At 68.5% G+C, this 23,110-nt stretch carries 24 protein-coding genes and 1 other RNA gene; 6 read left to right on the top strand and 19 right to left on the bottom strand.

All coding sequences use genetic code 11. The features are described 5' to 3' along the window. Positions 1 to 139 precede the first annotated feature (139 nt). Positions 140 to 494, bottom strand: an RNA gene (gene rnpB, locus F573_RS14610) — RNase P RNA component class A. Positions 495 to 545: 51 nt separating this feature from the next. Further along, positions 546 to 1,442 (bottom strand): 16S rRNA (cytidine(1402)-2'-O)-methyltransferase, encoded by an 897-nt coding sequence (gene rsmI, locus F573_RS0103245; protein WP_019021437.1) that lies wholly within the window; start codon positions 1,440 to 1,442, stop codon positions 546 to 548. A 105-nt stretch (positions 1,443 to 1,547) separates the two neighbouring features. On the opposite strand from rsmI, the gene F573_RS0103250 reads away from it, so the two are divergent. From F573_RS0103250 to F573_RS0103260, 3 genes are read left to right on the top strand one after another with little or no spacing between them, the layout of a single operon-like run. Continuing rightward, complete coding sequence (locus F573_RS0103250) at positions 1,548 to 3,371, top strand: penicillin-binding protein activator (protein ID WP_019021438.1); 1,824 nt, start codon at positions 1,548 to 1,550, stop codon at positions 3,369 to 3,371. Beyond that, positions 3,371 to 3,727 (top strand): YraN family protein, encoded by a 357-nt coding sequence (locus F573_RS0103255; RefSeq protein WP_019021439.1) that lies wholly within the window; start codon positions 3,371 to 3,373, stop codon positions 3,725 to 3,727. Before F573_RS0103250 ends, F573_RS0103255 begins: the two co-directional genes overlap by 1 nt. Beyond that, positions 3,724 to 5,097, top strand: a complete 1,374-nt coding sequence (locus F573_RS0103260) for an FAD-binding oxidoreductase (RefSeq protein ID WP_019021440.1) — start codon at positions 3,724 to 3,726, stop codon at positions 5,095 to 5,097. The genes F573_RS0103255 and F573_RS0103260 overlap by 4 nt, the downstream gene beginning before the upstream one ends. A 9-nt stretch (positions 5,098 to 5,106) precedes the next feature. Here F573_RS0103260 and F573_RS0103265 read toward each other — a convergent pair whose 3' ends face one another. From F573_RS0103265 to F573_RS0103290, 6 genes are all read right to left on the bottom strand, one after another. Continuing rightward, a complete protein-coding gene (locus F573_RS0103265; RefSeq protein WP_018869860.1) occupies positions 5,107 to 5,544 on the bottom strand; it encodes a ClpXP protease specificity-enhancing factor in 438 nt (145 codons plus the stop codon). After that, positions 5,541 to 6,167: a glutathione S-transferase N-terminal domain-containing protein gene (locus tag F573_RS0103270; RefSeq protein WP_019021441.1), complete on the bottom strand. Its 627-nt coding sequence runs from the start codon at positions 6,165 to 6,167 to the stop codon at positions 5,541 to 5,543. The genes F573_RS0103265 and F573_RS0103270 overlap by 4 nt, the downstream gene beginning before the upstream one ends. Positions 6,168 to 6,267: 100 nt before the next feature. Continuing rightward, positions 6,268 to 7,005: a cytochrome c1 gene (locus F573_RS0103275; RefSeq protein WP_018869858.1), complete on the bottom strand. Its 738-nt coding sequence runs from the start codon at positions 7,003 to 7,005 to the stop codon at positions 6,268 to 6,270. After that, positions 7,005 to 8,414 (bottom strand): cytochrome bc complex cytochrome b subunit, encoded by a 1,410-nt coding sequence (locus F573_RS0103280; RefSeq protein ID WP_019021442.1) that lies wholly within the window; start codon positions 8,412 to 8,414, stop codon positions 7,005 to 7,007. Before F573_RS0103280 ends, F573_RS0103275 begins: the two co-directional genes overlap by 1 nt. Further along, positions 8,414 to 9,019, bottom strand: coding sequence for a ubiquinol-cytochrome c reductase iron-sulfur subunit (gene petA, locus F573_RS0103285; protein ID WP_026300780.1), 606 nt, complete (start codon positions 9,017 to 9,019; stop codon positions 8,414 to 8,416). The genes F573_RS0103280 and petA overlap by 1 nt, the downstream gene beginning before the upstream one ends. 233 nt (positions 9,020 to 9,252) lie before the next feature. Then, positions 9,253 to 9,999, bottom strand: a complete 747-nt coding sequence (locus tag F573_RS0103290; RefSeq protein WP_019021444.1) for a Nif3-like dinuclear metal center hexameric protein — start codon at positions 9,997 to 9,999, stop codon at positions 9,253 to 9,255. A 426-nt stretch (positions 10,000 to 10,425) separates the two neighbouring features. Here F573_RS0103290 and F573_RS0103295 point away from each other — a divergent pair, with 426 nt between their 5' ends. Continuing rightward, positions 10,426 to 11,547, top strand: a complete 1,122-nt coding sequence (locus F573_RS0103295) for a trypsin-like peptidase domain-containing protein (RefSeq protein ID WP_019021445.1) — start codon at positions 10,426 to 10,428, stop codon at positions 11,545 to 11,547. Between the two features lie 41 nt (positions 11,548 to 11,588). Here the strand turns inward: F573_RS0103295 and hisC are convergent, their stop codons facing one another. The 11 genes from hisC to F573_RS0103350 all read right to left on the bottom strand — a co-directional run bounded on the left by hisC (position 11,589) and on the right by F573_RS0103350 (position 20,965). After that, positions 11,589 to 12,650 (bottom strand): histidinol-phosphate transaminase, encoded by a 1,062-nt coding sequence (hisC, locus tag F573_RS0103300; protein WP_231384386.1) that lies wholly within the window; start codon positions 12,648 to 12,650, stop codon positions 11,589 to 11,591. 32 nt (positions 12,651 to 12,682) lie between these two features. After that, positions 12,683 to 13,987 (bottom strand): histidinol dehydrogenase, encoded by a 1,305-nt coding sequence (hisD, locus tag F573_RS0103305; RefSeq protein WP_019021447.1) that lies wholly within the window; start codon positions 13,985 to 13,987, stop codon positions 12,683 to 12,685. 22 nt (positions 13,988 to 14,009) lie between these two features. Next, positions 14,010 to 15,077: a 3-deoxy-7-phosphoheptulonate synthase gene (locus F573_RS0103310; protein WP_018869851.1), complete on the bottom strand. Its 1,068-nt coding sequence runs from the start codon at positions 15,075 to 15,077 to the stop codon at positions 14,010 to 14,012. An 11-nt stretch (positions 15,078 to 15,088) separates the two neighbouring features. Next, a complete protein-coding gene (gene hisG, locus F573_RS0103315; RefSeq protein ID WP_018869850.1) occupies positions 15,089 to 15,739 on the bottom strand; it encodes an ATP phosphoribosyltransferase in 651 nt (216 codons plus the stop codon). A gap of 1 nt (position 15,740) precedes the next feature. After that, positions 15,741 to 17,000 carry a UDP-N-acetylglucosamine 1-carboxyvinyltransferase gene (gene murA, locus F573_RS0103320; protein ID WP_019021448.1) on the bottom strand — a complete coding sequence of 420 codons (1,260 nt, stop codon included), beginning with the start codon at positions 16,998 to 17,000 and terminating at the stop codon, positions 15,741 to 15,743. A 99-nt stretch (positions 17,001 to 17,099) separates the two neighbouring features. Further along, on the bottom strand, positions 17,100 to 17,432 hold the full coding sequence (locus F573_RS0103325; protein WP_018869848.1) for a lipid asymmetry maintenance protein MlaB: 333 nt from the start codon (positions 17,430 to 17,432) through the stop codon (positions 17,100 to 17,102). Continuing rightward, positions 17,429 to 18,121, bottom strand: a complete 693-nt coding sequence (locus tag F573_RS0103330) for a phospholipid-binding protein MlaC (protein ID WP_019021449.1) — start codon at positions 18,119 to 18,121, stop codon at positions 17,429 to 17,431. Before F573_RS0103330 ends, F573_RS0103325 begins: the two co-directional genes overlap by 4 nt. A gap of 35 nt (positions 18,122 to 18,156) precedes the next feature. Then, a complete protein-coding gene (mlaD, locus tag F573_RS0103335; protein WP_018869846.1) occupies positions 18,157 to 18,615 on the bottom strand; it encodes an outer membrane lipid asymmetry maintenance protein MlaD in 459 nt (152 codons plus the stop codon). A 17-nt stretch (positions 18,616 to 18,632) separates the two neighbouring features. Continuing rightward, positions 18,633 to 19,415 carry a lipid asymmetry maintenance ABC transporter permease subunit MlaE gene (gene mlaE, locus F573_RS0103340; RefSeq protein ID WP_018869845.1) on the bottom strand — a complete coding sequence of 261 codons (783 nt, stop codon included), beginning with the start codon at positions 19,413 to 19,415 and terminating at the stop codon, positions 18,633 to 18,635. Beyond that, the gene (locus F573_RS0103345) at positions 19,408 to 20,241 is read right to left on the bottom strand and encodes an ABC transporter ATP-binding protein (RefSeq protein WP_019021450.1); all 834 of its coding nucleotides are present in this window, start codon (positions 20,239 to 20,241) and stop codon (positions 19,408 to 19,410) included. Before F573_RS0103345 ends, mlaE begins: the two co-directional genes overlap by 8 nt. A gap of 103 nt (positions 20,242 to 20,344) precedes the next feature. After that, positions 20,345 to 20,965, bottom strand: coding sequence for a hypothetical protein (locus F573_RS0103350; protein ID WP_019021451.1), 621 nt, complete (start codon positions 20,963 to 20,965; stop codon positions 20,345 to 20,347). A 99-nt stretch (positions 20,966 to 21,064) separates the two neighbouring features. Between F573_RS0103350 and F573_RS0103355 the strand changes: the two genes are divergently transcribed. Both F573_RS0103355 and F573_RS0103360 read left to right on the top strand, forming a co-directional pair. Further along, the gene (locus tag F573_RS0103355) at positions 21,065 to 22,150 is read left to right on the top strand and encodes an LLM class flavin-dependent oxidoreductase (protein ID WP_019021452.1); all 1,086 of its coding nucleotides are present in this window, start codon (positions 21,065 to 21,067) and stop codon (positions 22,148 to 22,150) included. A gap of 4 nt (positions 22,151 to 22,154) precedes the next feature. Continuing rightward, positions 22,155 to 23,102 (top strand): NAD-dependent epimerase/dehydratase family protein, encoded by a 948-nt coding sequence (locus tag F573_RS0103360; protein ID WP_026300782.1) that lies wholly within the window; start codon positions 22,155 to 22,157, stop codon positions 23,100 to 23,102. The last annotated feature ends 8 nt before the right edge of the window (positions 23,103 to 23,110 follow it).

Genomic DNA, 23,110 nt, shown 5'->3' on the forward strand with positions numbered 1-23,110 from the left:
CCCCGTCAATGCGACGGGAGAGGACGGGAGCGGACCGTTCAAAACCAGAAGCCTGGCGATCACTCTTGAGAAATTACTTGATGATTTCGCGAGCACCCGACCGGGGCGCGCGAGACACGCGGGGACAATGGTGGGGAAAAGTGGGAGCCGGCCTGTAAGCCGGGTTCTGTCGAGAACGATCATTCATCTGGGACGTCCGTCACCGGACGCCTCGAGCAGCCTACCCGGGTGCGATGCGGGCCACACCATGCACCCCTATTTGGCCTTGCTCCGGACGGGGTTTACCTTGCCACGGACTGTTACCAGCCGTGCGGTGCGCTCTTACCGCACCATTTCACCCTTGCCTGTGCCCGAACGAGCCGGGCCATCGGCGGTATGTTTTCTGCGGCACTTTCCGTCGGCTTGCGCCGCCCAGGTGTTACCTGGCGTCCTGCCCTGCGGAGCCCGGACTTTCCTCCACGCCACGCAGGCGCAGCGACCGTCCGGCCGACTCCCGTTCCCCTTTTACCCGCGCCCTGCTCCCGATGCAAGGATATCCGGGGCAGTCAGGCGGGATCATCGCCCTCTTCGCGGTCCGCCTGCTGCAGCTCCAGCGCGCGGGCGTAGAGCCGGTTGCGCGGCAGCCCGGTGGCATCGGCCAGCAGGCGCGCGGCCCGCTTGACGGGAAGCTCGGCGACCAGGCCGGCCAGCAGCCGTTCATGTTCACCGGACAGCGCGTCGCCGTCTTCGTCGACGGTCGGCGCCGGGGCCAGCACCAGCACGAATTCGCCGCGGGTGCGCCAGGCATCCGCTTCCAGCCATTCGGGCAGGCGGCCGGCCGGACCGTAATAATGTTCCTCGTATTGCTTGGTCAGCTCGCGCCCCAGGAACACGGAGCGATCCGGGGCCTGCACCGCCAGCTCCCGGGCCGCCGCGAGGATGCGATGCGCGGATTCAAAGACGATGCCGGTCTGCGGACGCGCCAGCAGTTCGGCCAGGCGTCTTTCGCGCGCACCCGCGGCGTGCGGCAGGAAGCCCTCAAAACAGAACCGGTCGCTCGGCATCCCCGAGACCGCCAGCGCGGCCAGGGGGGCGCTCGGGCCGGGCACCGCGCGCAGGGCATGGCCGGCTTCGCGGGCCCCGCGGACCAGGCGAAACCCGGGGTCCGACACCAGCGGGGTGCCCGCATCCGAGATCAGCGCCACATCTTCGCCCGCGGCCAGCTGCGCGAGCAGCCCCGCGACGCGCTGTTCTTCATTGTGTTCGTGCAGACTGACCAGCGGCGTGTCGATGCCCAGCGGCGCCAGCAGCGCGCGGCTGTGACGCGTATCCTCCGCCGCGATGCGCGAGACATGCGACAATACATCCCGGGCGCGCTGTCCCAGATCGGCCCGATTGCCGATCGGGGTGGCCACCACCCACAGGGTTCCGCCCTGCGTTGACACTGTTTCGCGCGCTTCCAATACTGACTCCTTATCGCCAATCCGATGTCTGCCGTGAACCGACTCCCGCTCCCCTTCCGCCCGCTACACCGCTCCGTGCCGGGCCCGGGCCTGACGCGCCCGCTCATGGTACTGCTGGCGGCCGGCCTGATGGCCGCCTGCGCTGCGCCGCAACCGGATCCCGCGCCGACACCGGATCCGGACCCCGAAATCCCGGCCGAGATCGAGCTGGCCCCGGAGCCGCTGGCCGAGCATCGGCTCGAGCGAATCGAGGCGTTGCCGGACGAGCAGGCCGAGCCGCAGGAATTGCGGGCCGCGGTCGACGCGGTGCTGGCACTGGACCCGGTCCCGGAACCGCTGCTGGAACGCGCGGAGGCGGCCTGGAACCGCCTGCTCGACGCGGAGCCACGCCCGCTTGCCGACCGCGTGCGCGGCGGCTGGCTGGCCTGGCACCGTGGGGAGGCCGACCTCGCGGCCGAGCGCCTGGGGGCTGACGATCCGGACGATCCGACACGCACCCCGGAATTCCATCGGCGCGGGATGGAGCTGCATGCCCGGCTGCTGGAACGGGAGCAGCAATGGTATCAGGCCCTGAATGTGCGATTTCGGCTGGATTCGCTGCTGACCCTGGAACCCGATCTGCAGACCGCCAACCATGAGCGGATCTGGGGCCTGATGGCCGCCCTGCGCCCGACCCAGCGGGAACGACTCGGGCGCGAGAACATCGTCGGGGCCGATGGCTGGCACCAACTGTTCCGGGGACTGGGCCGGGCAGACGATGCCGCCGCAGCGGAAACGTTTGCCCGACGCTGGCAGCAAGCCTTCCCCCGGCATCCCGCGAACAGCCATCTCCCGGAGCTGCTCGCGGCGTCGCGCGCCAGCGCGGACCCGGCCGGAGATACGGTGGTCCTGCTGCCAATGTCGGGCAATCTGGCCGGCCTTGGAGAGGCGGTTCTCGACGGCATCACCCGGGCGCATTATGCCGACGACCAGGGGCAGCTGCGGGTGCGCGACACCCGGGGCGATCCACGCCAGGCCGTTGCCCTTTACCGGGATGCAGTCCTCGAAGGTGCCGATCACATTATCGGCCCGCTGCAGCGCGATGCCGTCGCCGCGGTCGCCGACCTCGAGGATCATCGGCCCGGGGTGCTCCTCAACCGCACCGCCAACGCCCTGCCGCGCGGCGTAACCACACTGGCGCTGGATCCCGAGGCCGACGCCCGCGCCGTGGCCGACCGCGCGGCTCGCACCGGCTGGGGCGCCGGCCTCGGCATCATCGCCGAGGGGGCCTTCGGTGATCGCCTGGCATCCGCATGGTCACTGGCCGCCGAGGAACACGGGGCACCCCCACGGGAGGTGGCGCGAGTGGACACCCGTGCCGGGGACCTCAACGACCGCATCGCCGCCCATGTCGGTATTGATCGCAGTCGCGAGCGCATTGCGTCGGTGTCCCGCCGCCTCGGACTCGGTCTCGAAGGCGACCCGCAGATCCGCGCCGATGTCGGTTACATCTTCGTCGCGGGAAGCGCTGCCGACGTACGCCGCATCGCGCCGCATCTGCACTTCCACCAGGCCTCACGCCTGCCGATGATGTCCACACCACATGTCTATCCCGGTCGCCCCGACGCCTCGCGCGACCGCGATCTCAACGGGATCGCGTTCCCGGATGCGCCCGGGCTGTTCACTGAAATCGCCGCGCTGGGGAACACCGGAGCCGAGCCGCTGCGGGAACAATCCGGGCTGCCGCGCTTCTATGCCCTGGGCATGGACGCCCGGCGGCTGGCCATACGCGCCGATACAAGCTACGCGGCCCCGCATACAACGCTCGTCGGCACCGCCGGCGAGTGGCAACTCAACCCGTTGACCGGTGACTGGCAGCGGACGCCGGCCTGGGCACGGTTCGTCCGTGGTGAACCCCGGCGGCTGGATGCCGGAACTCCCTCCGACTGATGTTCCGTCCGGGAGAATCCGGCCAGCAGGCCGAACAACGCGCCGCGCGCTATCTCCAGGATCGCGGGCTTCGGCTGGTCGCCAGCAATGTCCGGCGGCCCTGGGGCGAGCTGGACCTGGTTCTGCGCGACGGGGACACCGTGGTCTTCGTCGAGGTCCGCATGCGCAGCAATCAGGACTACGGAGGCGGGCTCGAGAGCGTCGACCGGCGCAAGCGCCGCAAACTGGTGCGCATGGCGGAAACCTGGATGCTGGAGGAAGACTGGAACGGCCCGGCGCGCTTCGACGTGGTGGCGGTGGACGGTGATGGCGGGCTGGAATGGATCGTGGACGCGATCCGGGCGGACGACTCATGAGCGATCTGGCGCGCGAGATCGAACGTCTGCTGCCGCCGGAGGACCGCCTGCTGGACCCGGCGGACTGCTGGGCCTATGGCGCCGACAATTCCCGCCTGCACGCCGCGCCCGAAGCCGTGGCGTTCGCCCGCGACAGTGAGACCGTCGTCGAACTCGTCCGCCTGTGCCGGCGCCTCGGGGCGCCGCTGGTGGCGCGTGGCCGGGGGACGGGGACGACCGGCGCGGCGGTTCCCGACCACGGCGGACTGGTGTTGTCCCTGGAGCGCATGAACCGCATCGTGGATGTGGATCCCGCGAATCGGTGGCTGATTGCCGAACCCGGGGTCACCAACGCCGAGATTCAGGCCGCGGCAGGCGAACACGGTTTCTTCTGGCCGCCCGACCCAACCAGTGCCGCGTATTGCACCCTGGGAGGGAATCTCGCCTACAACTCGGCCGGGCCGCACGCGGTGAAGTACGGAACGCCGCGCGACAATACGCTCGGTCTGGAGGCCGTCGCGGGCACCGGGGAACACTTTCGCACCGGCGTACGCACCACCAAGGGTGTGGTCGGCTACGACCTCACCCGCCTGCTGATCGGCTCGGAGGGAACTCTGGGGATCATCACCCAGGCGACCCTCAAGCTGACACCCCGTCCGGAGTGTACCCGCCTGCTGCAGGCGGTCTACCCGAGCATCGATGCGGCGGCCCGGGCAGTCGCAAAACTGATGGCGCGCGCGGAGTCGCCTTCGGCGCTGGAGTTCATGGATCGCTCGGCGATCGGGATGATCCGCGGGTATGGCGGGGTGGAACTGCCGGAAGACGCCGGGGCCATCCTGATGATCGAATCCGACGGTCCCGCGGAGATCATCGAACCCCGGACCGACGGGATCCGCCGGACGGCTGCGGAAGGGGCCCTGAGCGTGGATGTCGCCGACACACCCCAGGCGATGGACCGTCTCTGGCAGGTACGCAAGGCCCTGTCACCGGCGCTGCGGACCATTGCCCCGAAGAAGATCAACGAAGATGTCGTGGTGCCGGTATCGCGGATCCCCGCCCTGATCGGCGGCCTGGAGGAACTGGCCGAGCGGCACGCCATCCGCATCGTCAATTTCGGCCACGCCGGCAACGGCAACATCCACGTGAACCTGCTGGTCAATCCGGACGACCCGGAAGAGATGCAACGGGCCGAAGTGTGTCTGGATGAAGTGTTCCGCCTCGTCCTGTCGCTCGACGGCAGCCTGTCGGGGGAACATGGCGTAGGACTGGTCAAGCGACCGTTCGTGGATCGCGAACTGGATCCGGCCGCACTGACGCTGATGGAAGGGGTGCGGGCGGTGTTCGATCCGGACGGGATCCTCAATCCGGGGAAGGCGCCGCCCGCGCCGTGACGCGCGGCCTTACTTGACCACGGTCAGGGACGGGCCGCCCTTGCGCCGGGGCGCCTCGTCGCCGCCCTCGCCGCCATCACCCGCGTCGTCGCCGTCATCCGGCGGCCCGTCTCCGGGACCGGGGTCCGGATCCGGCCCGGGCTCGCTGCCGAACATCATCCCCTGGCCGTTCTCGCGCGCGTAGATCGCCATCACCGCGGTCTGCGGCACGAAGACATCCATCGGACTGCCGGCGAACCGTGCCGAGAACGACACGTACTCGTCCCCCAGCTCCAGACCCTGCACGGCCGTGGGGCCCACATTCAGGGTGATCTTGCCCTGCTCGACGAACGCGTCCGGCACGACCGTGCCGTCCACCGTGGCATCCACCAGCAGGTGCGGTGTCATGCCGTTGTCGGTGATCCAGTCCCACAGGGCACGCAGCAGATAGGGGCGGGAAGAAGTCAAAGCCGCAGCTCCCGTTCGGCTTCGGTCAGGCTGATGGAGAAGGATTCGCGCCGGCACACCCGTTCGGCATAGTCCTGGATCGCCTGCGGCAGGCTTTCCAGTTCGATGCCCACGGCCGGCAACCGCCAGATGACCGGGGCGATGGCCGCATCCACGATACTGAACTCGTCACTCAGGAAGTACGGCTTGAGTTCAAAGATCTCGCCGGACGCGATAAAGCTCTCCTTGAGCACCTTGCGGGCCTTGCTGATACCGGAACCCGAAGCCTTCGCGAGGTTGTCCAGTCCCTCGTACCAGTCGCGCTCGACGCGATAGAGCGCCAGACGCGCGGCCGCGCGCGAGACCGGATCCACCGGCATCAGTGGCGGATGCGGGAAGCGCTCGTCGAGATACTCGGTGATGACATGGGTCCCGTACAGGGCCAGATCCCGGTCCACCAGGGTGGGGACCTCGTTGTACGGGTTCAGGTCGGAGAGATCTTCGGGCATGTCGTCGGGCCCGAGATTGACCACGTCCACCGCGATGTCCTTCTCGGCGAGGATGATGCGCACCCGGTGACAGCGCACGCAGTCGTGTGCAGAAAACAGCGTCATAACGGAACGGCGGTTGGCGACCAGCGCCATGGCATTCTCCCTAGCCCGGCATGGGGTTCCGCCGGGTCGACGGTACAGGATGCCGGCGCACCCCGGTCTTCCGGGGCACGCCGACTACGGCTCGTCCCGCCTAGTGTACGTCCTTCCAGTATTCCTTTTTCAAGAAGTACGCCAGCACGGTAAAGAAGGCGAGGAAGATCATCACGAAGACCCCGATCCGCTGGCGCTCCAGCTGCACGGGTTCGCCGATGTACGACAGATAGGTAACGATGTCGCGCACCGCTCGATCGTATTCGGTCGGACTCATGCTGCCGCTCTCGACCAGTTCCAGGCGTTCGTTGCCATCCTCGTCCTCGACCAGCTCCTGCCAGCCCTGCTTGTGCCACAGGACATGCGGCATGCCGACATTACTGAAGATGGTGTTGTTGGCGCCCAGCGGACGGGACTCGTCACGGTAGAACGACTTGAGGAAGGTATACAGCCAGTCCTCGCCGTGGATGCGGGCGGTCAGGGTCAGATCCGGCGGGACAACGCCGAAGGCCTCTTCGGCATAGTCGTCTTCCATGGCGATCTCCATCAGCGAACCGACACCTACCGGCTCACCCTCTTCGTCGGTGACGAAGATGAAGTGCTCTTCCATGTGCTCTTCGGTCAGGCCGATGCCCTTGCCGACCCGGTTGTAACGCTCGTACTTGGTCGAGTGGCATCCCATGCAGTTGTCCGCGAACAGGCGGGCACCCCGCTGCAGCGCGTTCTGGTTGGAGATGTCCACGTTGGCCGACATCAGTTCGCTGGCGCCGGCGGTACCCGCCGGCCCCATGAACAGGGCCGCGAGGCCCACGAAGGTTGCAGCAATCAGCTTTTTCATCACGAAGTCACCCTTTGCGGAACGGCACGGTCACGGCCCAGACCACGTGCGAACACGGGGGCCACCATGGTCACGAACAGATAAACGGTCGGGATGAGCCAGCCCCACATGATCAGGGAGGCCTCGTCCGGATCGAAGCGGACCACGTCGTAGAACGTGTAGATCGCGACCAGCACCAGGAACGCCAGGATGCTGAAGCCGGCCGAACGCTCCCGCGACAGGAACCACAGCAGGAAGAAGAACAGGAAGTAGACCTGAGCGAAGCGCAGGCTCATGTCGCTGACCGCGGTGGTGGCCTGCTGCAGGCCCAGCCAGCCGAGGATCACGAACGCAACCACGAACACCGCCAGGTTGAACTTGGCCGCGAACGAGCGATAGCGCATCGACTTGACGGGGTTGCGGTCCAGCCAGGGGATGACGAACAGGATCACCACCGCGGCCCCCATGGCCACCACGCCCAGGAACGGATCCGGCACGGAGCGCAGCACCGAGTACATCGAGGTGAAGTACCAGACCGGCGGGATCAGGTCAGGGGTCACCAGCGGATCGGACGGGATGAAGTTGTCCGGCTTCAGGAAGTAGCCGCCACCCTCGGGGGCGAAGAACACGATGGCAAAGAAGACGATCAGGAACACGCCCACGCCCACGATGTCCTTCACCGTGTAGTACGGGTGGAACCGGATGCCGTCCTTCGGAATGCCGTTCTCGCCCTTGTGGGCCTTGATCTCGACGCCGTCGGGGTTGTTCGAACCCACCTCGTGCAGCGCGATGATGTGCGCGGCCACCAACAGGATCAGCACCAGCGGCAGGGCCACCACGTGCAGGGCGAAGAACCGGTTCAGCGTGGCATCCGAGAGCAGGAAGTCACCGCGAATCCAGGTCACCAGCTCCGGCCCGATGTACGGGATGGTCTGGAACAGGTTCACGATCACCTGCGCGCCCCAGTAGGACATCTGGCCCCACGGCAGCAGATAGCCGGCGAAGGCCTCGGCCATCAGCACGACGTAGATCAGCATGCCGAAGATCCAGATCAGCTCGCGCGGCTTCTTGTAGGAGCCGTACAGGAGCGCCCGGAACATGTGCAGATAGACCACGACGAAGAACATCGAGGCGCCGGTGGAATGCATGTAGCGGATGAGCCAGCCCCATTCCACGTCACGCATGATGTACTCGACGGACGAGAAGGCGAGCTCCGCGTCCGGCTTGTAGAACATGGTCAGGAAGATGCCGGTGACGATCTGGATGACCAGCACCAGCAGGGCCAGCGAGCCGAAGAAATACCAGAAGTTGAAGTTCTTCGGCGCGTAATACTTGGCCAGGTGGTCGTTCCACATCTGGGACAGGGGGAAGCGTGCATCCACCCAGCCCAGGAAGCCGCCCTGGATCTTTTCGTCCGGATTACTGGCCATCAGACGGTCCCTCCTTCTTCGTCGTCTTCGCCAACCAGGATCACGTCGTCCGTGAGATACTTGTACGGCGGGATCACGAGATTGGTGGCCGCCGGCATGTTGGAGTAGACGCGTCCGGCCAGGTCGAAGCGGGAACCGTGGCAACCGCACAGCCAGCCGCCCTGCCAGGCGGCCCCCATCTCGGGATCACCGATTTCCGGACGATAGGTCGGCGAGCATCCCAGATGGGTGCAGATGCCGATCACGACGAGGAATTCGGGATCGATCGAACGGTGTTCGTTCTGGGCGTAAGGAGGCTGCTGCTCCTCGACTTCGGAGTTCGGGTCGCGCAGACGGTCCGTGATCTTGGACAGCCCTTCGATCATCTCGTCCGTGCGCCGGACCACCCAGATGGGCTGGCCGCGCCACTCGACGGAGATGCGCTGGCCCGGTTCGATCTCGCCGAGGGCGACCTCGACCGGAGCCCCGGCCGCCTGGGCGCGCGCACTCGGCTGCAGGGACGCCAGCATCGGTGCGGCGACTGCAGCCACACCGGCCCCGCCCACGACCGAAGTCGCGGCGACGAGGAACCGGCGACGGCCTCGATTTACGCCTTGGTTTGCCATGTTTGTCTCTCCAAACAACGTGTTGAAAGCGTGATGCGAGGATGCACCCGCCGGGCGCAGCCTGCTCGAAGGAGCCTTGTGGCTCTCTTGTTCGGACCCGACGGGCGGGCAGGAAAATCGTAATAGAATTCCCGAACACGCTAATAAGGTCAAGTACGACGCGGATCGTCGCGGCGTCGCAGGATCCGGGGCGTCCGCCGGCAGCAGACGGCTGCGGCCCGCGGCGCAGGGTATCAGGCCGGGTTGTCGAGATCGAGGAATTCGTGGGTCAGGTCGAACGTCCGCGCGCACCATTCGCCCAGCGCCCGCGGTCCGCCCCGCTCCGTCGCGTGGTGGCCGGCGGCCAGGTAGTGCACGCCCAGCTCGCGCGCCTCGTGCGTGGTCTGTTCGGAGATCTCGCCGCTGATGTAGGCATCGGCGCCCAGCTCGGCGGCGCGGGGCAGCAACGACTGGGCGCCCCCGCTGCACCAGGCCACCCGGCGCACGGGGTGTTCGCCGGCGGTAACCAGCAGGGGCTCGCGTCCGAGGGCGGTGGCGATGCGGCTGGCAAGCCCCGGGGCCGAGAGCGGCTCGTCCGGCGCGCCGACCAGGCCCACGCCGTCGTCACGCAGCGTACCGTCGGCTATCAGCCCCAGGTCGCGTGCCAGGGAGGCGTTGTTGCCCATCTCCGGATGGGCATCCAGGGGCAGATGGTAGGCGACGAGGTTCATTCCGCTCTCCAGCAGGCGACGGATCCGCCGCTGCTTCATGCCGGTGATGACCTGCGGCTCGCCTTTCCAGAAATAGCCGTGATGCACCAGCAGGACATCGGCGCCGCGCTCCGCGGCGGCCTCGATGGTGGCAGCGGAGGCGGTCACGGCACTGACCACGTGGCGCACCTCGGCGCGGCCCTCGACCTGCAGGCCATTGGGACAGTAATCGGTAAACAGGGCAGGCTCGAGTTGGGCGTCGAGGCCCGCAAGCAGCTCGTCACGATGCATGGGAGGGACTCCGGTTCCGGCCGGGCCGACGACCCGGGCAAGGGGTTGGGACTGGGGGTGTCAGGATCACATGATCCGCGCGGGCGGGCGTGCACATGGACGCGCGTTTCCTTAAGGAAACACTGGTCCATGTGCACGTTCGCGCTCGAGACGCTTTTGCGTGCGAACAAGGCGCGGCGACCGCCGTGCAGTCATTCTGCACAAGGAAGCCGCAACGCCGTGCGCGCGCCCGTTTTGATCAACAACGGGCGGCCGAGCCCCTTCGGGGTTGGCGCCCCGGGTTCCCCGATCCTGCGTTGCGCCGCTTGCGGGTAAGAACCACTACCCGCTGCACGACTACCCGCTGCACGACGCGCCTTGTCTCGGAAAACCCGGGGCACCAACGCGCACGTGCACATGGACCAGTGTTTCCTTAAGCTGCCCCATATGGTGAATTTTTCTCGCTTCTTCCTGCAAGCTGCGGCGACCGGCGTCCTGATCGCGGTGGCGATCGCGGTGTTCTTCCCGGACTGGCTCGGTACCGGCGAGGACGGCACGACCGTGGACCGGGTGGCAACGCCGGCCGAGGATGCCACAGCCGCGCCCGCTTCCTATGCGCCGGCCGTGGAACGCTCGGCCCCGGCCGTGGTGAACATCATGGCCTCGCGCACCGTGGAGCCGGACCCGGGCATGCTGCTGGAGGAATTCTTCGGCCGCCGGGTCCCGCCGCCCGGCGAACGCGAGGAATCCAGCCTGGGCTCGGGCGTGATCATGACCGGGCAGGGGCACATACTGACCAACCATCACGTGATCGAAGAAGCCGAGGCGATCGCGGTGGTCCTGCCCGATGGCCGGGCGTTGCCCGCGGAGATCATCGGGATCGATCCGGACACGGATCTGGCGGTGCTGCGGGTGGAGACCGACGAGCCGCCGGTCGCCCCCCTGGGCCGGTCCAGCGATCTGCGGGTGGGCGATGTGGTCCTCGCCATCGGCAATCCGTTCGGGGTGGGCCAGACCGTCACCCAGGGCATCGTGTCGGCCACCGGCCGCAACCGCCTGGGCATCAACACCTTCGAGGATTTCATCCAGACCGACGCCGCCATCAACCCCGGCAATTCGGGCGGGGCGCTGATCAATGCGCACGGCGAGCTGGTGGGGATCAACACCGCGATCTTTTCCCGCTCCGGCGGTTCCCACGGGATCGGCTTTGCCATCCCGGCGGATCTGGCCCGTGACGTGATGACCCAGATCATCGAACAGGGCTATGTAACGCGCGGCTGGCTGGGGATCGAAGTCCAGTCCCTGAGCCCGGACCTCGCCCGTTCGTTCGGTGTCGACGATGCCCTGGGAGTACTGGTCGCCGGTGTGCTGCGCGAAGGACCCGCCGCACAGGCCGGCATCGAGCCCGGGGACGTGATTACTCACCTCAACGGTGACCGGGTGGAATCCCCGCGCGATGCCCTCGACATCATCGCCCGCACGGCGCCGGGCGAGTCGCTGGGCATCCGCATCGAGCGCGCCGGCGACCGCCACGACCTGGCAGCAGAAGTCGCCCAGCGCCCCATCTGACGCCGGCCGCCACCCTTCCGGGGTGCCGCGGCCTCGGGGCCTCAGCTCTGCCCCAGCGCGGCCTCCAGCGCCTCGAGGAAACGGTCGTTGTCCTCCGGGCGGCCCACGGTGACCCGCAGGTGGTCGGCCAGCAGCGGATGTGCACGGCCCACGTCCTTGATCAGCACGCCCCGCTCGCGCAGCCCGGCGAACACCGCCGGCCCCTGCCCCTCCCCGACCCGGAAGAGGACAAAATTGGCCTGCGACGGAACCACCGAGGTGACGCCAGCCACCCCTTCCAGGGACTGCAGCAGACGACCCCGTTCGGCCATGATTGCCCGCGCCTGACCGTCCAGTACGTCACGATGATCCAGGGCAAAGCGGACGCTGCGCTGCGTCAGGGTGTTGATATTGTAGGGCAGGCGCAGCCGGTCCAGCGCGTCGATCCAGGCAGACTCCGCCGCCAGGTAGCCCAGCCGGGTACCCGCCAGGCCGAGCTTGGATACCGTCCGCATCACCAGCAGGCCCGCGGTACTCCCGGCCTGTGGCATGAAGCTGTGACCCGCGAACGGCGCGTAGGCCTCGTCCACCACGGTGATGCCGGGATTGGCTTCGATCACCGCCTGCACCGTCGCGGGGTCTTCCAGACGGCCGGTCGGATTGTTGGGGTGGGCCAGGAACACGATCGCCGGCTGCTCCTCGCGGATCGCCGCCAGCAGGGCATCCAGGTCGAGGGCAAAGTCGGGCCGCAGGGACACGCCGCGGAAGGGTACACCCAGCGCGCGCGCCAGCACGCCGTACATCACGAATCCGGGCTCGGGCGCGATCACCGGCCGCCCGCTGCCGGCCACTGCCTGGATCAGAATCTGGATCAGCTCGTCGGAGCCGTTGCCGAACATCAGCCCGGCGCCCTCGGGCACCGCCTCAACCGCACGCACGCGCGCCGCCAGGTCGCGCGCCGCGGCATCCGGGTAGCGATTGAGCTCGGGCTCGCTCAGGGCTTCCAGCCAGGCGGCCTCCAGCTCGCCCGGCCAGGGCCACGGATTTTCCATCGCGTCCAGCTTGAGCAGCCCCGTGGCATCCGCCACCGCGTAGGCCGGCTGCGCCAGAACCTCCGGGCGCATCAGGTCTTCCGGCCGGTCGTGGCGGCTCACGCTCACGATTCCCGCCGCAGTTCCGCGGAGCGTGCGTGCGCGGTCAGCCCCTCGCCATGGGCCAGCTCCGCAGCGGTGCGACCCAGCCGCGCCGCGCCTTCGGGCGAACACTGAATGATGCTGGAGCGTTTCTGGAAGTCGTAGACCCCCAGCGGGGACGAGAAACGGGCGGTGCGCGAAGTCGGCAGGACGTGGTTGGGCCCGGCGCAGTAGTCGCCCAGGGCCTCGGAGGTGTGCCGGCCCATGAACACCGCGCCGGCGTGCCGCAGTCCGGCGTCCAGCGCCGCCTGCGGGTCGGCCAGCGACAGCTCCAGGTGTTCGGGGGCGACCCGGTTGGCCACCGCAACGGCATCGTCCAGGTCGCGCGCGGCGATCAGCGCGCCGCGGTCCTGCAGACTCGTGCGAATGATGTCGGCCCGCGGCATGTCCGCCAGCAGGCGGTCCATCGCCTCGTTCACCCGATCGAGAAAGGCATGGTCCCAGGACACCAGGATCGCCTGGGCCTGTTCGTCGTGCTCCGCCTGCGAGAACAGGTCGGCCGCGATCCACTCGGGGTCGGTCTCGCCGTCGCAGACCACCAGGATCTCCGACGGACCGGCGATCATGTCGATCCCCACGGTGCCGAAGACCTCGCGCTTGGCCGCGGCGACGAAGATGTTGCCGGGGCCGACGATCTTGTCCACCGCCGGGATGGTGGCGGTTCCGAACGCGAGCGCCCCGACGGCCTGGGCACCGCCCACGGTGAACACCCGGTCCACCCCGGCGACCGCAGCAGCCGCCAGGACCAGATCATTCAGCTCGCCGTCCGGCGCCGGCACCACCATGATCAGCTGCTCGACCCCCGCGACCCGCGCCGGCACCGCATTCATCAGCACCGAGGACGGGTAGGCGGCCTTGCCGCCCGGCACATACAGCCCTACCGAGTCCAGCGGGGTCACCCGCTGCCCCAGCACCGTGCCGTCGGCGTCGGTGAACTGCCAGTCCTGCATCGACTGGTGTCGGGCGTATTCGCCGATGCGTTCGGCGGCCGTCTCCAGCGCCTCGCGCTGCGCCGCGGGTATCGCCTCCAGCGCCGCCTGCAGGCGTTGCTGCGGGACTTCCAGCCCGGCGACCGAGTCGCGCTCCAGGCGGTCGAAGCGCTCGGTGTAGCGCAGCACCGCGGCGTCCCCCTCGGCCTTCACCGCGTCGAGGATCTCGCGCACCGCGTCGCGCACCCCGGCCTCCTCGCCCGACTCCCAGGCGAGCAGGCGCTCCAGCTCGGTTGCGAATCCGGTGTCCCGCGTGTCGAGTCGCTTGATCGAAGGCATGGCGTGTCCTCGTGCCCGGGCGTCAGGCCGGGGTGTTGTGCTTGCGGCGCGCGCGCACGGCTTCCGCCAGCCCGCGCAGGGTGGCCTCGGAGTCATCCCAGCCCATGCAGGCGTCGGTAATGCTCTGGCCGTAGTTCAGCGGCTGCCCCGGGAGGATATCCTGGCGCCCGCCGAGGAGATGGCTTTCCAGCATCACCCCAATGATCCGCCGATCCCCCCCGGCGATCTGCTCGCCCAGCACCCGCGCGACCTCCATCTGCTGCGCCGGGTCCTTGCGCGAGTTGGCATGGCTGCAGTCCACCATCACCTGTTCGGGCAGCTCGGCCATCTGCAGCTCCCGGCACGCCTGGTCGATGCTCTCGGCATCGTAGTTGGGCTGTTTGCCACCGCGCAGGATGATGTGACAGTCGTCGTTGCCGGTGGTGGAGAAGATCGCCGAGCGCCCGGCCTTGGTCACCGACAGGAAGTGGTGCGGCCGCGACGCCGAACGGATCGCGTCGATCGCCACCCGCAGACTGCCGTCGGTGGAGTTCTTGAAGCCCACCGGGCACGACAACCCGGAGGCCAGCTCGCGATGCACCTGGCTCTCGGTGGTGCGGGCGCCGATCGCGCCCCAGGCGACCAGGTCGGCAATGTACTGCGGGCTGATCAGGTCGAGGTACTCGGTGGCCGCCGGCATGCCCTTGACCGCCAGATCGCGCAGCAGTCCGCGTGCCACGCGCAGCCCCTTGTTGATGTGGAAGCTGCCGTCCAGATCCGGATCGTTGATCAGGCCCTTCCACCCCACCGTGGTACGCGGTTTCTCGAAATACACCCGCATCACGATGTTCAGCGCATCGGAGAGTTCATCACGCAGGGGCTTGAGGCGGTCGGCATAGTCCAGCGCGGCATCCACGTCGTGGATCGAGCAGGGGCCCACGATCACCTGCAGGCGGTCGTCCTCGCCATGCAGGATCCGATGGCAGGCCTGGCGGGCCTCGTACACCGTGTCGGATGCCGCATCGGTGATCGGCAGTTCGTCGCGCACGGTGTCCGGGGCGGACACCTCCTGGATGTCACGGATCCTGAGGTCGTCGGTATCGGCGGTCATGGCAGTCTCGGTTACGTCGTCGCGGGCGTCACGGCCTCGCGCAGGTTCTCAATGAGATTTTGAATCAGTCCATGTCTCATCTTCATGGCTGCCTGATTCACGATCAACCGGGAACTGATGGGGGTAATCTCCTCCAGCGGCTCCAGGCCGTTGGCGCGCAGCGTATTGCCGGTATCCACCAGATCCACGATGTAGTCGGCCAGCCCCACCAGCGGCGCGAGTTCCATCGAGCCATACAGCTTGACGATCTCCACCTGGCGCCCCTGGCTGGCGAAATAATTACGCGTGATGTTCACGAACTTGGTCGCGATCCGCAGGCGCGTGCCCGGGTCCGGCTGCTGCCCCGGGTGGCCCGCCAGCATCATGCGGCAGCGGGCGATGCCCAGATCAAGCGGTTCGTACAGCCCGGCGGCCCCGTGCTCCATCAGCACGTCCTTGCCGGCCACTCCCACCGCGGCGGCACCGTGCTGCACGTAGGTCGGCACGTCGGTGGTCCGCACCACCACGATCTTCACGTCCTCGCGAGTGGTGTCGAGGATCAGCTTGCGTGTCCTGTCCGGATCTTCCAGCGGCTCGATCCCCGCCTGTGCCAGCAGCGGCAGGGTGTCCTCGAGGATGCGGCCCTTGGACAGGGCAATGGTCAGGGTATTGGCGTCCATCATGTCAGGCAGGCTCCCGGCGAATCGTTGCGCCGATCTGGCTCAGTTTTTCCTCGATGCATTCATAACCGCGATCGATATGGTAGATGCGCTCCACGGCGGTCTCCCCCTCGGCGACCAGACCGGCGAGGATCAGGCTGGCCGAGGCGCGCAGGTCGGTGGCCATCACCGGCGCACCGACCAGCTGTTCCACACCCTCGACGATCGCGGTGTTCCCCTCGATGGTGATCCGGGCGCCCATGCGCTGCAGTTCCAGCGCATGCATGAAGCGGTTCTCGAACACCGTCTCCACCACCGAACCGGTTCCCTCGGCGACCGTGTTCATCGCCATCATCTGCGCCTGCATGTCGGTCGGAAACGCGGGAAAGGGCGCGGTCCGCAGATTCACCGCCCGCGGGCGACGCCCCCGCATGTCCAGATCGATCCAGTCCGGACCGGTCTCCACCCGGGCGCCCGCTTCGTCCAGCTTGGCCAGCACCGCATCGAGCAGCTCCGGCCGGGTGTTGCGGGTGCACACATGCCCCCGGGTCATCGCGGCTCCGACCAGGAAAGTCCCGGTCTCGATGCGATCGGGCATCACGTCGTAATCGCAGCCATGCAGGCGCTCCACGCCCTCGACCCGGATGGTGTCGGTCCCGGCGCCGCGGATCCTGGCCCCCATCGCGGTCAGGCAGTCGGCCAGGTCCACCACCTCCGGCTCGCGGGCGGCGTTTTCGATCAGGGTCTCGCCCTCGGCCAGGGTCGCCGCCATCAGCAGGTTCTCGGTGCCGGTGACGGTGACCTGGTCGAACACCACCCGCGCGCCCTGCAGCCGCCCGGCCCGCGCATGGATGTAGCCACCATCGACGTCGATCTCGGCGCCCAGCGCCTCCAGCCCGCGCAGATGCAGATTCACCGGCCGCGAACCGATCGCGCAGCCCCCGGGCAGGGACACCTCGGCCTCGCCGAAGCGCGCCAGCAGCGGCCCCAGCACCAGGATGGACGCGCGCATGGTCTTGACCAGATCGTAGGGCGCAACGCACTGGGTCAGGGTGGCGGGATCCACCTCGATGCGCATGCGCTCGTTCACCGTGAGGCTCACGCCCATGCGCCCCAGCAGTTCCATGGTGGTGGTCACGTCCTGCAGGTGCGGTACGTTGCCGATCACCATGGGGCTGTCGGCCAGCAGCGTCGCCGACAGGATGGGGAGTACCGCGTTCTTGGCGCCGGAGACCCAGACCTGACCGTCCAGGGGCTCGCCGCCGGTGATGATGAGCTTGTCCATGTATTGCCCGGTTCGCACGCCGGGCCAGGAGCGGACCGGCAAAACCCGCAATGATAACGAAACTGCGTCGCCGGCGCGCGGCGCCCCGCCCCGGGCCGGTCAGTGGCAGCCGGGCGGATCCGCCGCCTTCGCCGCGGATTCACTGATCACGCCCCGCAGGTCGTACAGTTCCAGCAGGGGCGCCAGCCGTGCGGGCACCGGCTCGAACACCAGGAAATGCCCCCGGTGCCGGGCCTGGCGCCACAGGGTCACCAGAAACGCCAGACCGGCACTGTCGATGCGCCCGGTGTCGTCCAGCGCCACCCGGGCATGTTCGGGCAGGCCCTGCCACAGCGGCCGCACCTGGCGTTCCAGCCCCGGCACGGTCACGAAGGTCAGATGACCGCGCAGCACCAGGCCCGCGTCATCGGCGGTAATCCGGGCGTCGCTCACCGGTCCTCCGCAGCGCCGGTCTCCTCGGCCACGTCGTCCACCGCCTCCTCGATCAGCTCCTCGTCGCCATCCTCCAGGCGCACGATCAGCTCCTCGAGCCCGTCACGGGAGATCTCGTCACCGAAGCGGCTGCGGAAATTGCCCACGAACGACAGCCCCTCGGCCTCCACGTCGAACACCTTCCATTCGCCATTGACCGGACGCAGGCGGTAATTGACCTGCAGGTTGGACTGCCCGGACCCCATCACGATCTCGCTGGCCACCACCGCCATGCGGTCGTCCTCGCGCGAGCGCCGTTCGATGATGCGCACTTCCTTGTCCAGGTGATCCGCCAGCTGCACCCCGTAGACCTGCAGCAGGGTCGTGGTGAAGGCCTCGGTGAAGCGGCTGCGCTGCTCGTCGGACGCATCGCGCCAGTGGCGCGCCAGTACCAGCCGTGCCATGCCGTCCACGTCGACATGCGGCAGCACCCGCTCGCGCAGCACCTCGATCACGAACTCGGGCTCTTCCTGCGCGCGCTCCTCGTTCTCGCGCAGGACCTCGTACACCTCGTTCACCGAGCGCTCCATCATCTGCACCGGGCTTTCGGCCTGAGCGGCCGGGGCCAGCGTCGCCAGCAGCAGGGCCGCCGCGGCCAGCCATGCCGGCGCGGTACGCGGGGAACGAACGAAATTCGGCAACAAACGCATGGCACACTCCCTCGGGGTTGGGTGGCCGGGATGACTCAGTCATCCCCCATGTTGGTCATGAACCGACCGATCAGGTTCTCGAGGACCACGGCCGACTGGGTGAACAGGATCCGGTCACCGTCCTGCAGGGTATCGTAGTCGCCACCCGGCTCCAGCGCGACGTACTGCTCGCCCAGCAGGCCCGCGGTATGAATGCTCGCCTGGGTATCCGCCGGCAGGTAGTCGTGTTCCGAACGGATCGCCAGGGTCACCTTCGCCTCGAAGGCCTCGGGGTCGTAGCGGATGTCGGCCACGCGGCCGACCCGCACCCCGGAGATGTTGACCGGCGCGCGCACCTTCAGCCCGCCCACGTTGGAGAAGTAGGCGGTTACCTCGTAGGTGTCGCCGTCGCGATATTCGGTGATGTTGCTGACCTGCACCGCCAGATAGAACAGCGCCGCCACGCCCAGGAGCACGAACACCCCGACGGCCAGTTCGACGAAACGCATCTTCATGATTGCTTCTCCACTTCTCAGTCCCCGCCGAACATCAGGCCGGTCAGGATGAAATCGAGCCCCAGCACGGCCAGCGAGGAGACCACCACCGTCTGCGTGGTCGCGCGCGAGATACCCTCCGAGGTCGGCGAGGCGTCCACGCCCTGGAACACCGCGATCCAGGTGACCACGAAGCCGAACACGATGCTCTTGATGACCCCGGAGAGGACATCCTCGTTCCAGTCGGTCACCGCCTGCATCTGCGAGAAGTAGGCCCCGCTGTCCACGCCCAGCAGCCCGACCCCGACGATGTAACCGCCCATCACGCCCACCGCGCTGAACATCGCGGCGAGCAGCGGCATGGACAGGAAGCCGGCAACGAAGCGCGGTGCGAACACCCGGCGGTAGGGATTCACCGCCATCATCTCCATCGCCGAGAGCTGCTCGGTGGTCTTCATCAGGCCCAGTTCGGCGGTCAGCGCGGAGCCGGCGCGTCCGGCGAACAGCAGCGCGGTCACCACCGGCCCCAGCTCGCGCACCAGTGACAGCGCGACCACCCCGCCCAGGGCCTCGGCAGCGCCGAAGTCCACCAGGGTGATATAGCCCTGATAGCCCAGCACCATGCCCACGAACAGCCCCGAGACGACCACGATCAGCAGCGAGCGCACGCCCACCGAATAGACCTGCCACACGGTCAGGCCGAAGCGCCGCACCACCGCATCCAGCGCGGCGAAGGTCCGCAGCAGGAACATCGAGGCCCGCCCCAGCACCGCCAGGGCATTCAGGCTGAAGCGCCCGACCGACGCGATCGCGTCAATCATGGTTGCGCCCTCCCACGTCCAGCAGGTCGTCCTGATACGAGTCCCCGGGATAATGGAACGGCACCGGCCCGTCCGGCCGACCTTCCAGGAACTGGGCGGACCAGTCGGATGCCCGCGCCTGCAGCGCATCCGGCGGGCCGGCGTCCACCGCGCGTCCCTCGGCGATCAGCACCACGTGATCGGAGATACTCATGGCCTCGTTCACGTCGTGCGACACCAGCACGCTGGTGAGCCCGAGGCTGTGGTTGGTGCGCCGGATCAGGGTCACGATCTGGCCCATGGTGATGGGGTCGAGACCGGTGAACGGCTCGTCGTACATGATCAGTTCCGGATCCAGCGCCAGCGCCCGCGCCAGCGCCACGCGCCGGGCCATGCCGCCGGACAGCTCGGCCGGGTCCATGTCGCGGGCCGCGCGCAGGCCGACCGCCTCCAGCTTCATCAGCACCAGGGTACGCAGGATATCCTCGGGCAGATCGGTGTGCTCGCGCAGCGGGAAGGCCACATTCTCGAACACCGACAGGTCGGTCAGCAGGGCCCCGGTCTGGAACAGCAGCCCCATGCGCTTGCGCACCGCGTACAGGCGGCGTGTCGACAGCCGCCCGATCTCCTCGCCGTCGACCAGGATGCGTCCCGCATCCGGGCGCAGCTGGCCACCGATCAGCCGCAGCAGCGTAGTCTTGCCACTGCCGCTGGGGCCCATCACGGTGGTCACGCGCCCGCGCGGCACCTCCAGCGAAAGCCCGTCAAACACGGGCTTCCGGCCACGGCGGAAATGCAGGTCCTCCACCACGATGTGCGGCGTTTCGGCGGATGCGGACTGGCTCACATTCGAGTCTCCCGGGATGCGGGCGCGACGACCCTCGCGGCGCGGCGCAGGCATGGACGCCGGAGTCTGGCCCCGGCCGCACGGTGCGTCAAACCAGCGTGAATCACGTCAACAGTTTCGCGATGGTGCGCACATCGTCGAGCACGCCCGGCGAGGCCTCGAGGAACACCGGCACCGTCCCGGCGGGGCTGCATCCGGCCAGTGCCTCCACCAGCACGCGCCAGCCGGCGGGATCCGGCTCGCCCGCAGGACGCAGACGCCAGAGCCCCGGCCCCTCGCCGGCATGGAGCTGCGGGTACCAGATCGCCTCGTCCACCCCGGGCAACCCCACGGATTCGCCCGGACCTGTCGCCTGCAGGCGTTCCAGGCCTGCGCCCCGCAGCCCGGCAACCGCCGCCTCGACGGCCGCCCCCGGCTCGAACGCCACCCCCTCGAGACGCTCGCCGAGGGTCGCGGCGAGACGGGCCAGAGCGGCGGTCCCCGCCTCCGCGGGCACGTCCGCGGGCCAGCTGACGGTCACGCGCAGGTTGAGCGGCACCGCGTCGTCCCAGTCCCCGAACGGGGCGGAGAGCGCCCCGTCGGCCCCCAGCACCCCGGGCACGAACACCCGCGAACGAAAATGGCCAAGATAGGCCAGCTGCCAGTCCAGCGGCAGACTGGCCGGGAAATACCCGTCCCAGGCCGGTGTACCCGGCCGGGCGACCGCGGCCGGCTGAAGCTGCACGCGCTTCCCTTCGGTTGCCGCGCCCGATGGATCTCCTGCCGTCATGTGTCTCCCCCGTTGCGACTTGCCAGCACCCCGGTGGCGCGGCACAGTTTCCCGATGCACTTCGACCTCTTCCACGAGATCTCCGTCCCCGAATTCCTCGGTATCGACGAACACCGCGCGATCGAGGACACCCTGGCACTGTGGGATCTCGCCGACACCCTCGGATTCAACACCGCGTGGCTGGTGGAACACCACCTGATGCCGGAGTTCTCGCATTCCACCGCGCCGGATCTGGTGCTCGCCGCGGCCAGCCAGCGCACCCGGAACCTGCGCCTGGGCCTGGGGGTCGTGCCCCTGCCCTATCACCACCCGCTGCGGGTCGCGCAGCGCGTCGGCATGCTCGACCAGCTCTCCGGGGGACGCCTGGAGCTGGGCATCGGCCGCGGCTTCTCGCCGCCGGAATATGCCACATTCGGCGCCGAGATGAGCGAGGGCCGCGCCCGGGTGGATGCCGGACTGGATGCGCTGCGCCAGGCCTTCGCCACCGGCCGCATCACCCAGCACGGGCCCTTCCACCACCTCGACGACGTCCCGGTAATGCCGGCACCGCTGCAGGACCCGCACCCGCCGCTGTGGACCGCCGCGGTCAGTCCCGAGTCGTTCACCTGGGCAGCCGAACAGGGCATCGGTGCGCTGGCCGGCCCGTTCAAGCCGTGGCAGATGATCCGCGAGGACATCCGCCTGTACCGCGAGGGCTGGACCCATGCCGCCGGCGACACCCCGCATCCGCCGCGCGTGGGCATGACCCTCGGCGTGCTGTGTCTGCCGGACGGCAAGCGTGCCCGACGCGAGGCCAAGCCCGCGTTCGAATGGTTCTACCGCAACATGTTCCGGCAGACCCTGCCGGTGCTGGAACGCCTGATCGAGGGCTACGACTACTACCGCTCGCTGGGCCGCTTCCGCCACCTGGTCAAGGCCGGGATCAATCTGAAGATCCTCGACATGCTGGGCATGACGCTGGTCGGCACCCCCGAGGAATGCCGCGAGCGCATCGAGGCCCTGCGCGAGGCGGGCGTGGACCATCTGCTGCTGGCCTTCGGCGCCGGGGCCGTGCCGCGCGAACTGGCGGAGGAGTCCATGCGCTGCTTCGCCGAAGAGGTCATGCCGGAATTCCTCGATGGCCCCGCCCCGACCGGATAACCGCATGCGTGTTGCCGTCACCGGTGCGGCGGGTCGCATCGGCCGGGTCCTGCTGCCCGAACTGCTGCACACCCCGGAGGTGGAGCGGATCATTGCCCTGGATCGCGAACCGGCGGACTTCCCCGGGGCCGCGACCCTGCCGGCGGACCGCTACGACCTGCGCCAGAAGGATCTGGCGCAACTGACGCCCGAAGACCTCGCCGGGACCGATACCCTGGTGCACCTGGCCTTCCAGCTGATGGGCGGGCACGGCGGACGCCGGCGCCACGACCGCGACTGGGTTCGCCGGCAGAACGTGGACCTGTCGCGGTCGGTCTTCGCGGCCGCCGCGCAGGCCGGTGTGCGCCATGTGGTGTTCCTCTCCAGCGCCGCGGTCTACGGCCCGTGGCCGGACTCGCCCGTCCCCCTGAGCGAGGACCAGCCGCCCCGCCCGCGCTTCCCCTATGCCGAGGACAAGGTCGCCACCGAACAGGCCCTGGAGGCTCTGGACCGCGAGCATCCGGAGCTGGTGACCACCGTGCTGCGGCCGCCCGCGGTGGTCGGGCCACATGCCCAGCCGCTGCTGCAGCGGATCGCCCGCAGCCGCCTTCACCCCGCCGGGATCGACGCACCGGTGCAGATCCTGTGGGAGGAGGACGCCGCGCGAGCGATCGCCGCCGCAGTCACCCGCCGTGCCCCGGGCTGCTTCAACCTGGGCACCGAACCGGTGTGGTCGCTGCGCGCCATGGCCCGTCACGGTCGGCGCCTGACCCTGCCGGTGCCCGCCGGCCTCATCCGCAGACTGCACCCGCTGGCCTGGCGCCTGAGCGCGCGCGCCGGCGACCCGGGCTGGGTGCGCGGGCTCGACGGCCCGCTGGTCCTGGACTGCACCCGCGCACGCCGGGAACTCGACTGGCAACCCCGGGTCACGACCCCAGAGTGCCTCGAGCTCCTGCGGGTCGGCCATCGATAGGGGGCGAC

This window comes from Thioalkalivibrio sp. ALE23 (genome assembly GCF_000378545.1).
Lineage (GTDB): Bacteria > Pseudomonadota > Gammaproteobacteria > Ectothiorhodospirales > Ectothiorhodospiraceae > Thioalkalivibrio.

What these genes read in the sequence shown, in the direction of transcription:
- F573_RS0103295 (WP_019021445.1), top strand. Translation starts at nt 10,426, where the DNA reads ATGGTGAATTTTTCTCGCTTCTTCCTGCAAGCTGCGGCGACCGGCGTC.
- F573_RS0103270 (WP_019021441.1), bottom strand. Translation starts at nt 6,167, where the DNA reads ATGGCGCTGGTCGCCAACCGCCGTTCCGTTATGACGCTGTTTTCTGCA.
- hisG (WP_018869850.1), bottom strand. Translation starts at nt 15,739, where the DNA reads ATGATGGACGCCAATACCCTGACCATTGCCCTGTCCAAGGGCCGCATC.
- hisD (WP_019021447.1), bottom strand. Translation starts at nt 13,987, where the DNA reads ATGCCTTCGATCAAGCGACTCGACACGCGGGACACCGGATTCGCAACC.
- F573_RS0103275 (WP_018869858.1), bottom strand. Translation starts at nt 7,005, where the DNA reads ATGAAAAAGCTGATTGCTGCAACCTTCGTGGGCCTCGCGGCCCTGTTC.
- F573_RS0103360 (WP_026300782.1), top strand. Translation starts at nt 22,155, where the DNA reads ATGCGTGTTGCCGTCACCGGTGCGGCGGGTCGCATCGGCCGGGTCCTG.
- F573_RS0103260 (WP_019021440.1), top strand. Translation starts at nt 3,724, where the DNA reads ATGAGCGATCTGGCGCGCGAGATCGAACGTCTGCTGCCGCCGGAGGAC.
- F573_RS0103255 (WP_019021439.1), top strand. Translation starts at nt 3,371, where the DNA reads ATGTTCCGTCCGGGAGAATCCGGCCAGCAGGCCGAACAACGCGCCGCG.
- F573_RS0103280 (WP_019021442.1), bottom strand. Translation starts at nt 8,414, where the DNA reads ATGGCCAGTAATCCGGACGAAAAGATCCAGGGCGGCTTCCTGGGCTGG.
- hisC (WP_231384386.1), bottom strand. Translation starts at nt 12,650, where the DNA reads ATGCGCCCGGAGGTTCTGGCGCAGCCGGCCTACGCGGTGGCGGATGCC.
- mlaE (WP_018869845.1), bottom strand. Translation starts at nt 19,415, where the DNA reads ATGATTGACGCGATCGCGTCGGTCGGGCGCTTCAGCCTGAATGCCCTG.
- murA (WP_019021448.1), bottom strand. Translation starts at nt 17,000, where the DNA reads ATGGACAAGCTCATCATCACCGGCGGCGAGCCCCTGGACGGTCAGGTC.
- F573_RS0103330 (WP_019021449.1), bottom strand. Translation starts at nt 18,121, where the DNA reads ATGCGTTTGTTGCCGAATTTCGTTCGTTCCCCGCGTACCGCGCCGGCA.
- mlaD (WP_018869846.1), bottom strand. Translation starts at nt 18,615, where the DNA reads ATGAAGATGCGTTTCGTCGAACTGGCCGTCGGGGTGTTCGTGCTCCTG.
- F573_RS0103310 (WP_018869851.1), bottom strand. Translation starts at nt 15,077, where the DNA reads ATGACCGCCGATACCGACGACCTCAGGATCCGTGACATCCAGGAGGTG.
- petA (WP_026300780.1), bottom strand. Translation starts at nt 9,019, where the DNA reads ATGGCAAACCAAGGCGTAAATCGAGGCCGTCGCCGGTTCCTCGTCGCC.
- F573_RS0103250 (WP_019021438.1), top strand. Translation starts at nt 1,548, where the DNA reads ATGGTACTGCTGGCGGCCGGCCTGATGGCCGCCTGCGCTGCGCCGCAA.
- F573_RS0103290 (WP_019021444.1), bottom strand. Translation starts at nt 9,999, where the DNA reads ATGCATCGTGACGAGCTGCTTGCGGGCCTCGACGCCCAACTCGAGCCT.
- F573_RS0103355 (WP_019021452.1), top strand. Translation starts at nt 21,065, where the DNA reads ATGCACTTCGACCTCTTCCACGAGATCTCCGTCCCCGAATTCCTCGGT.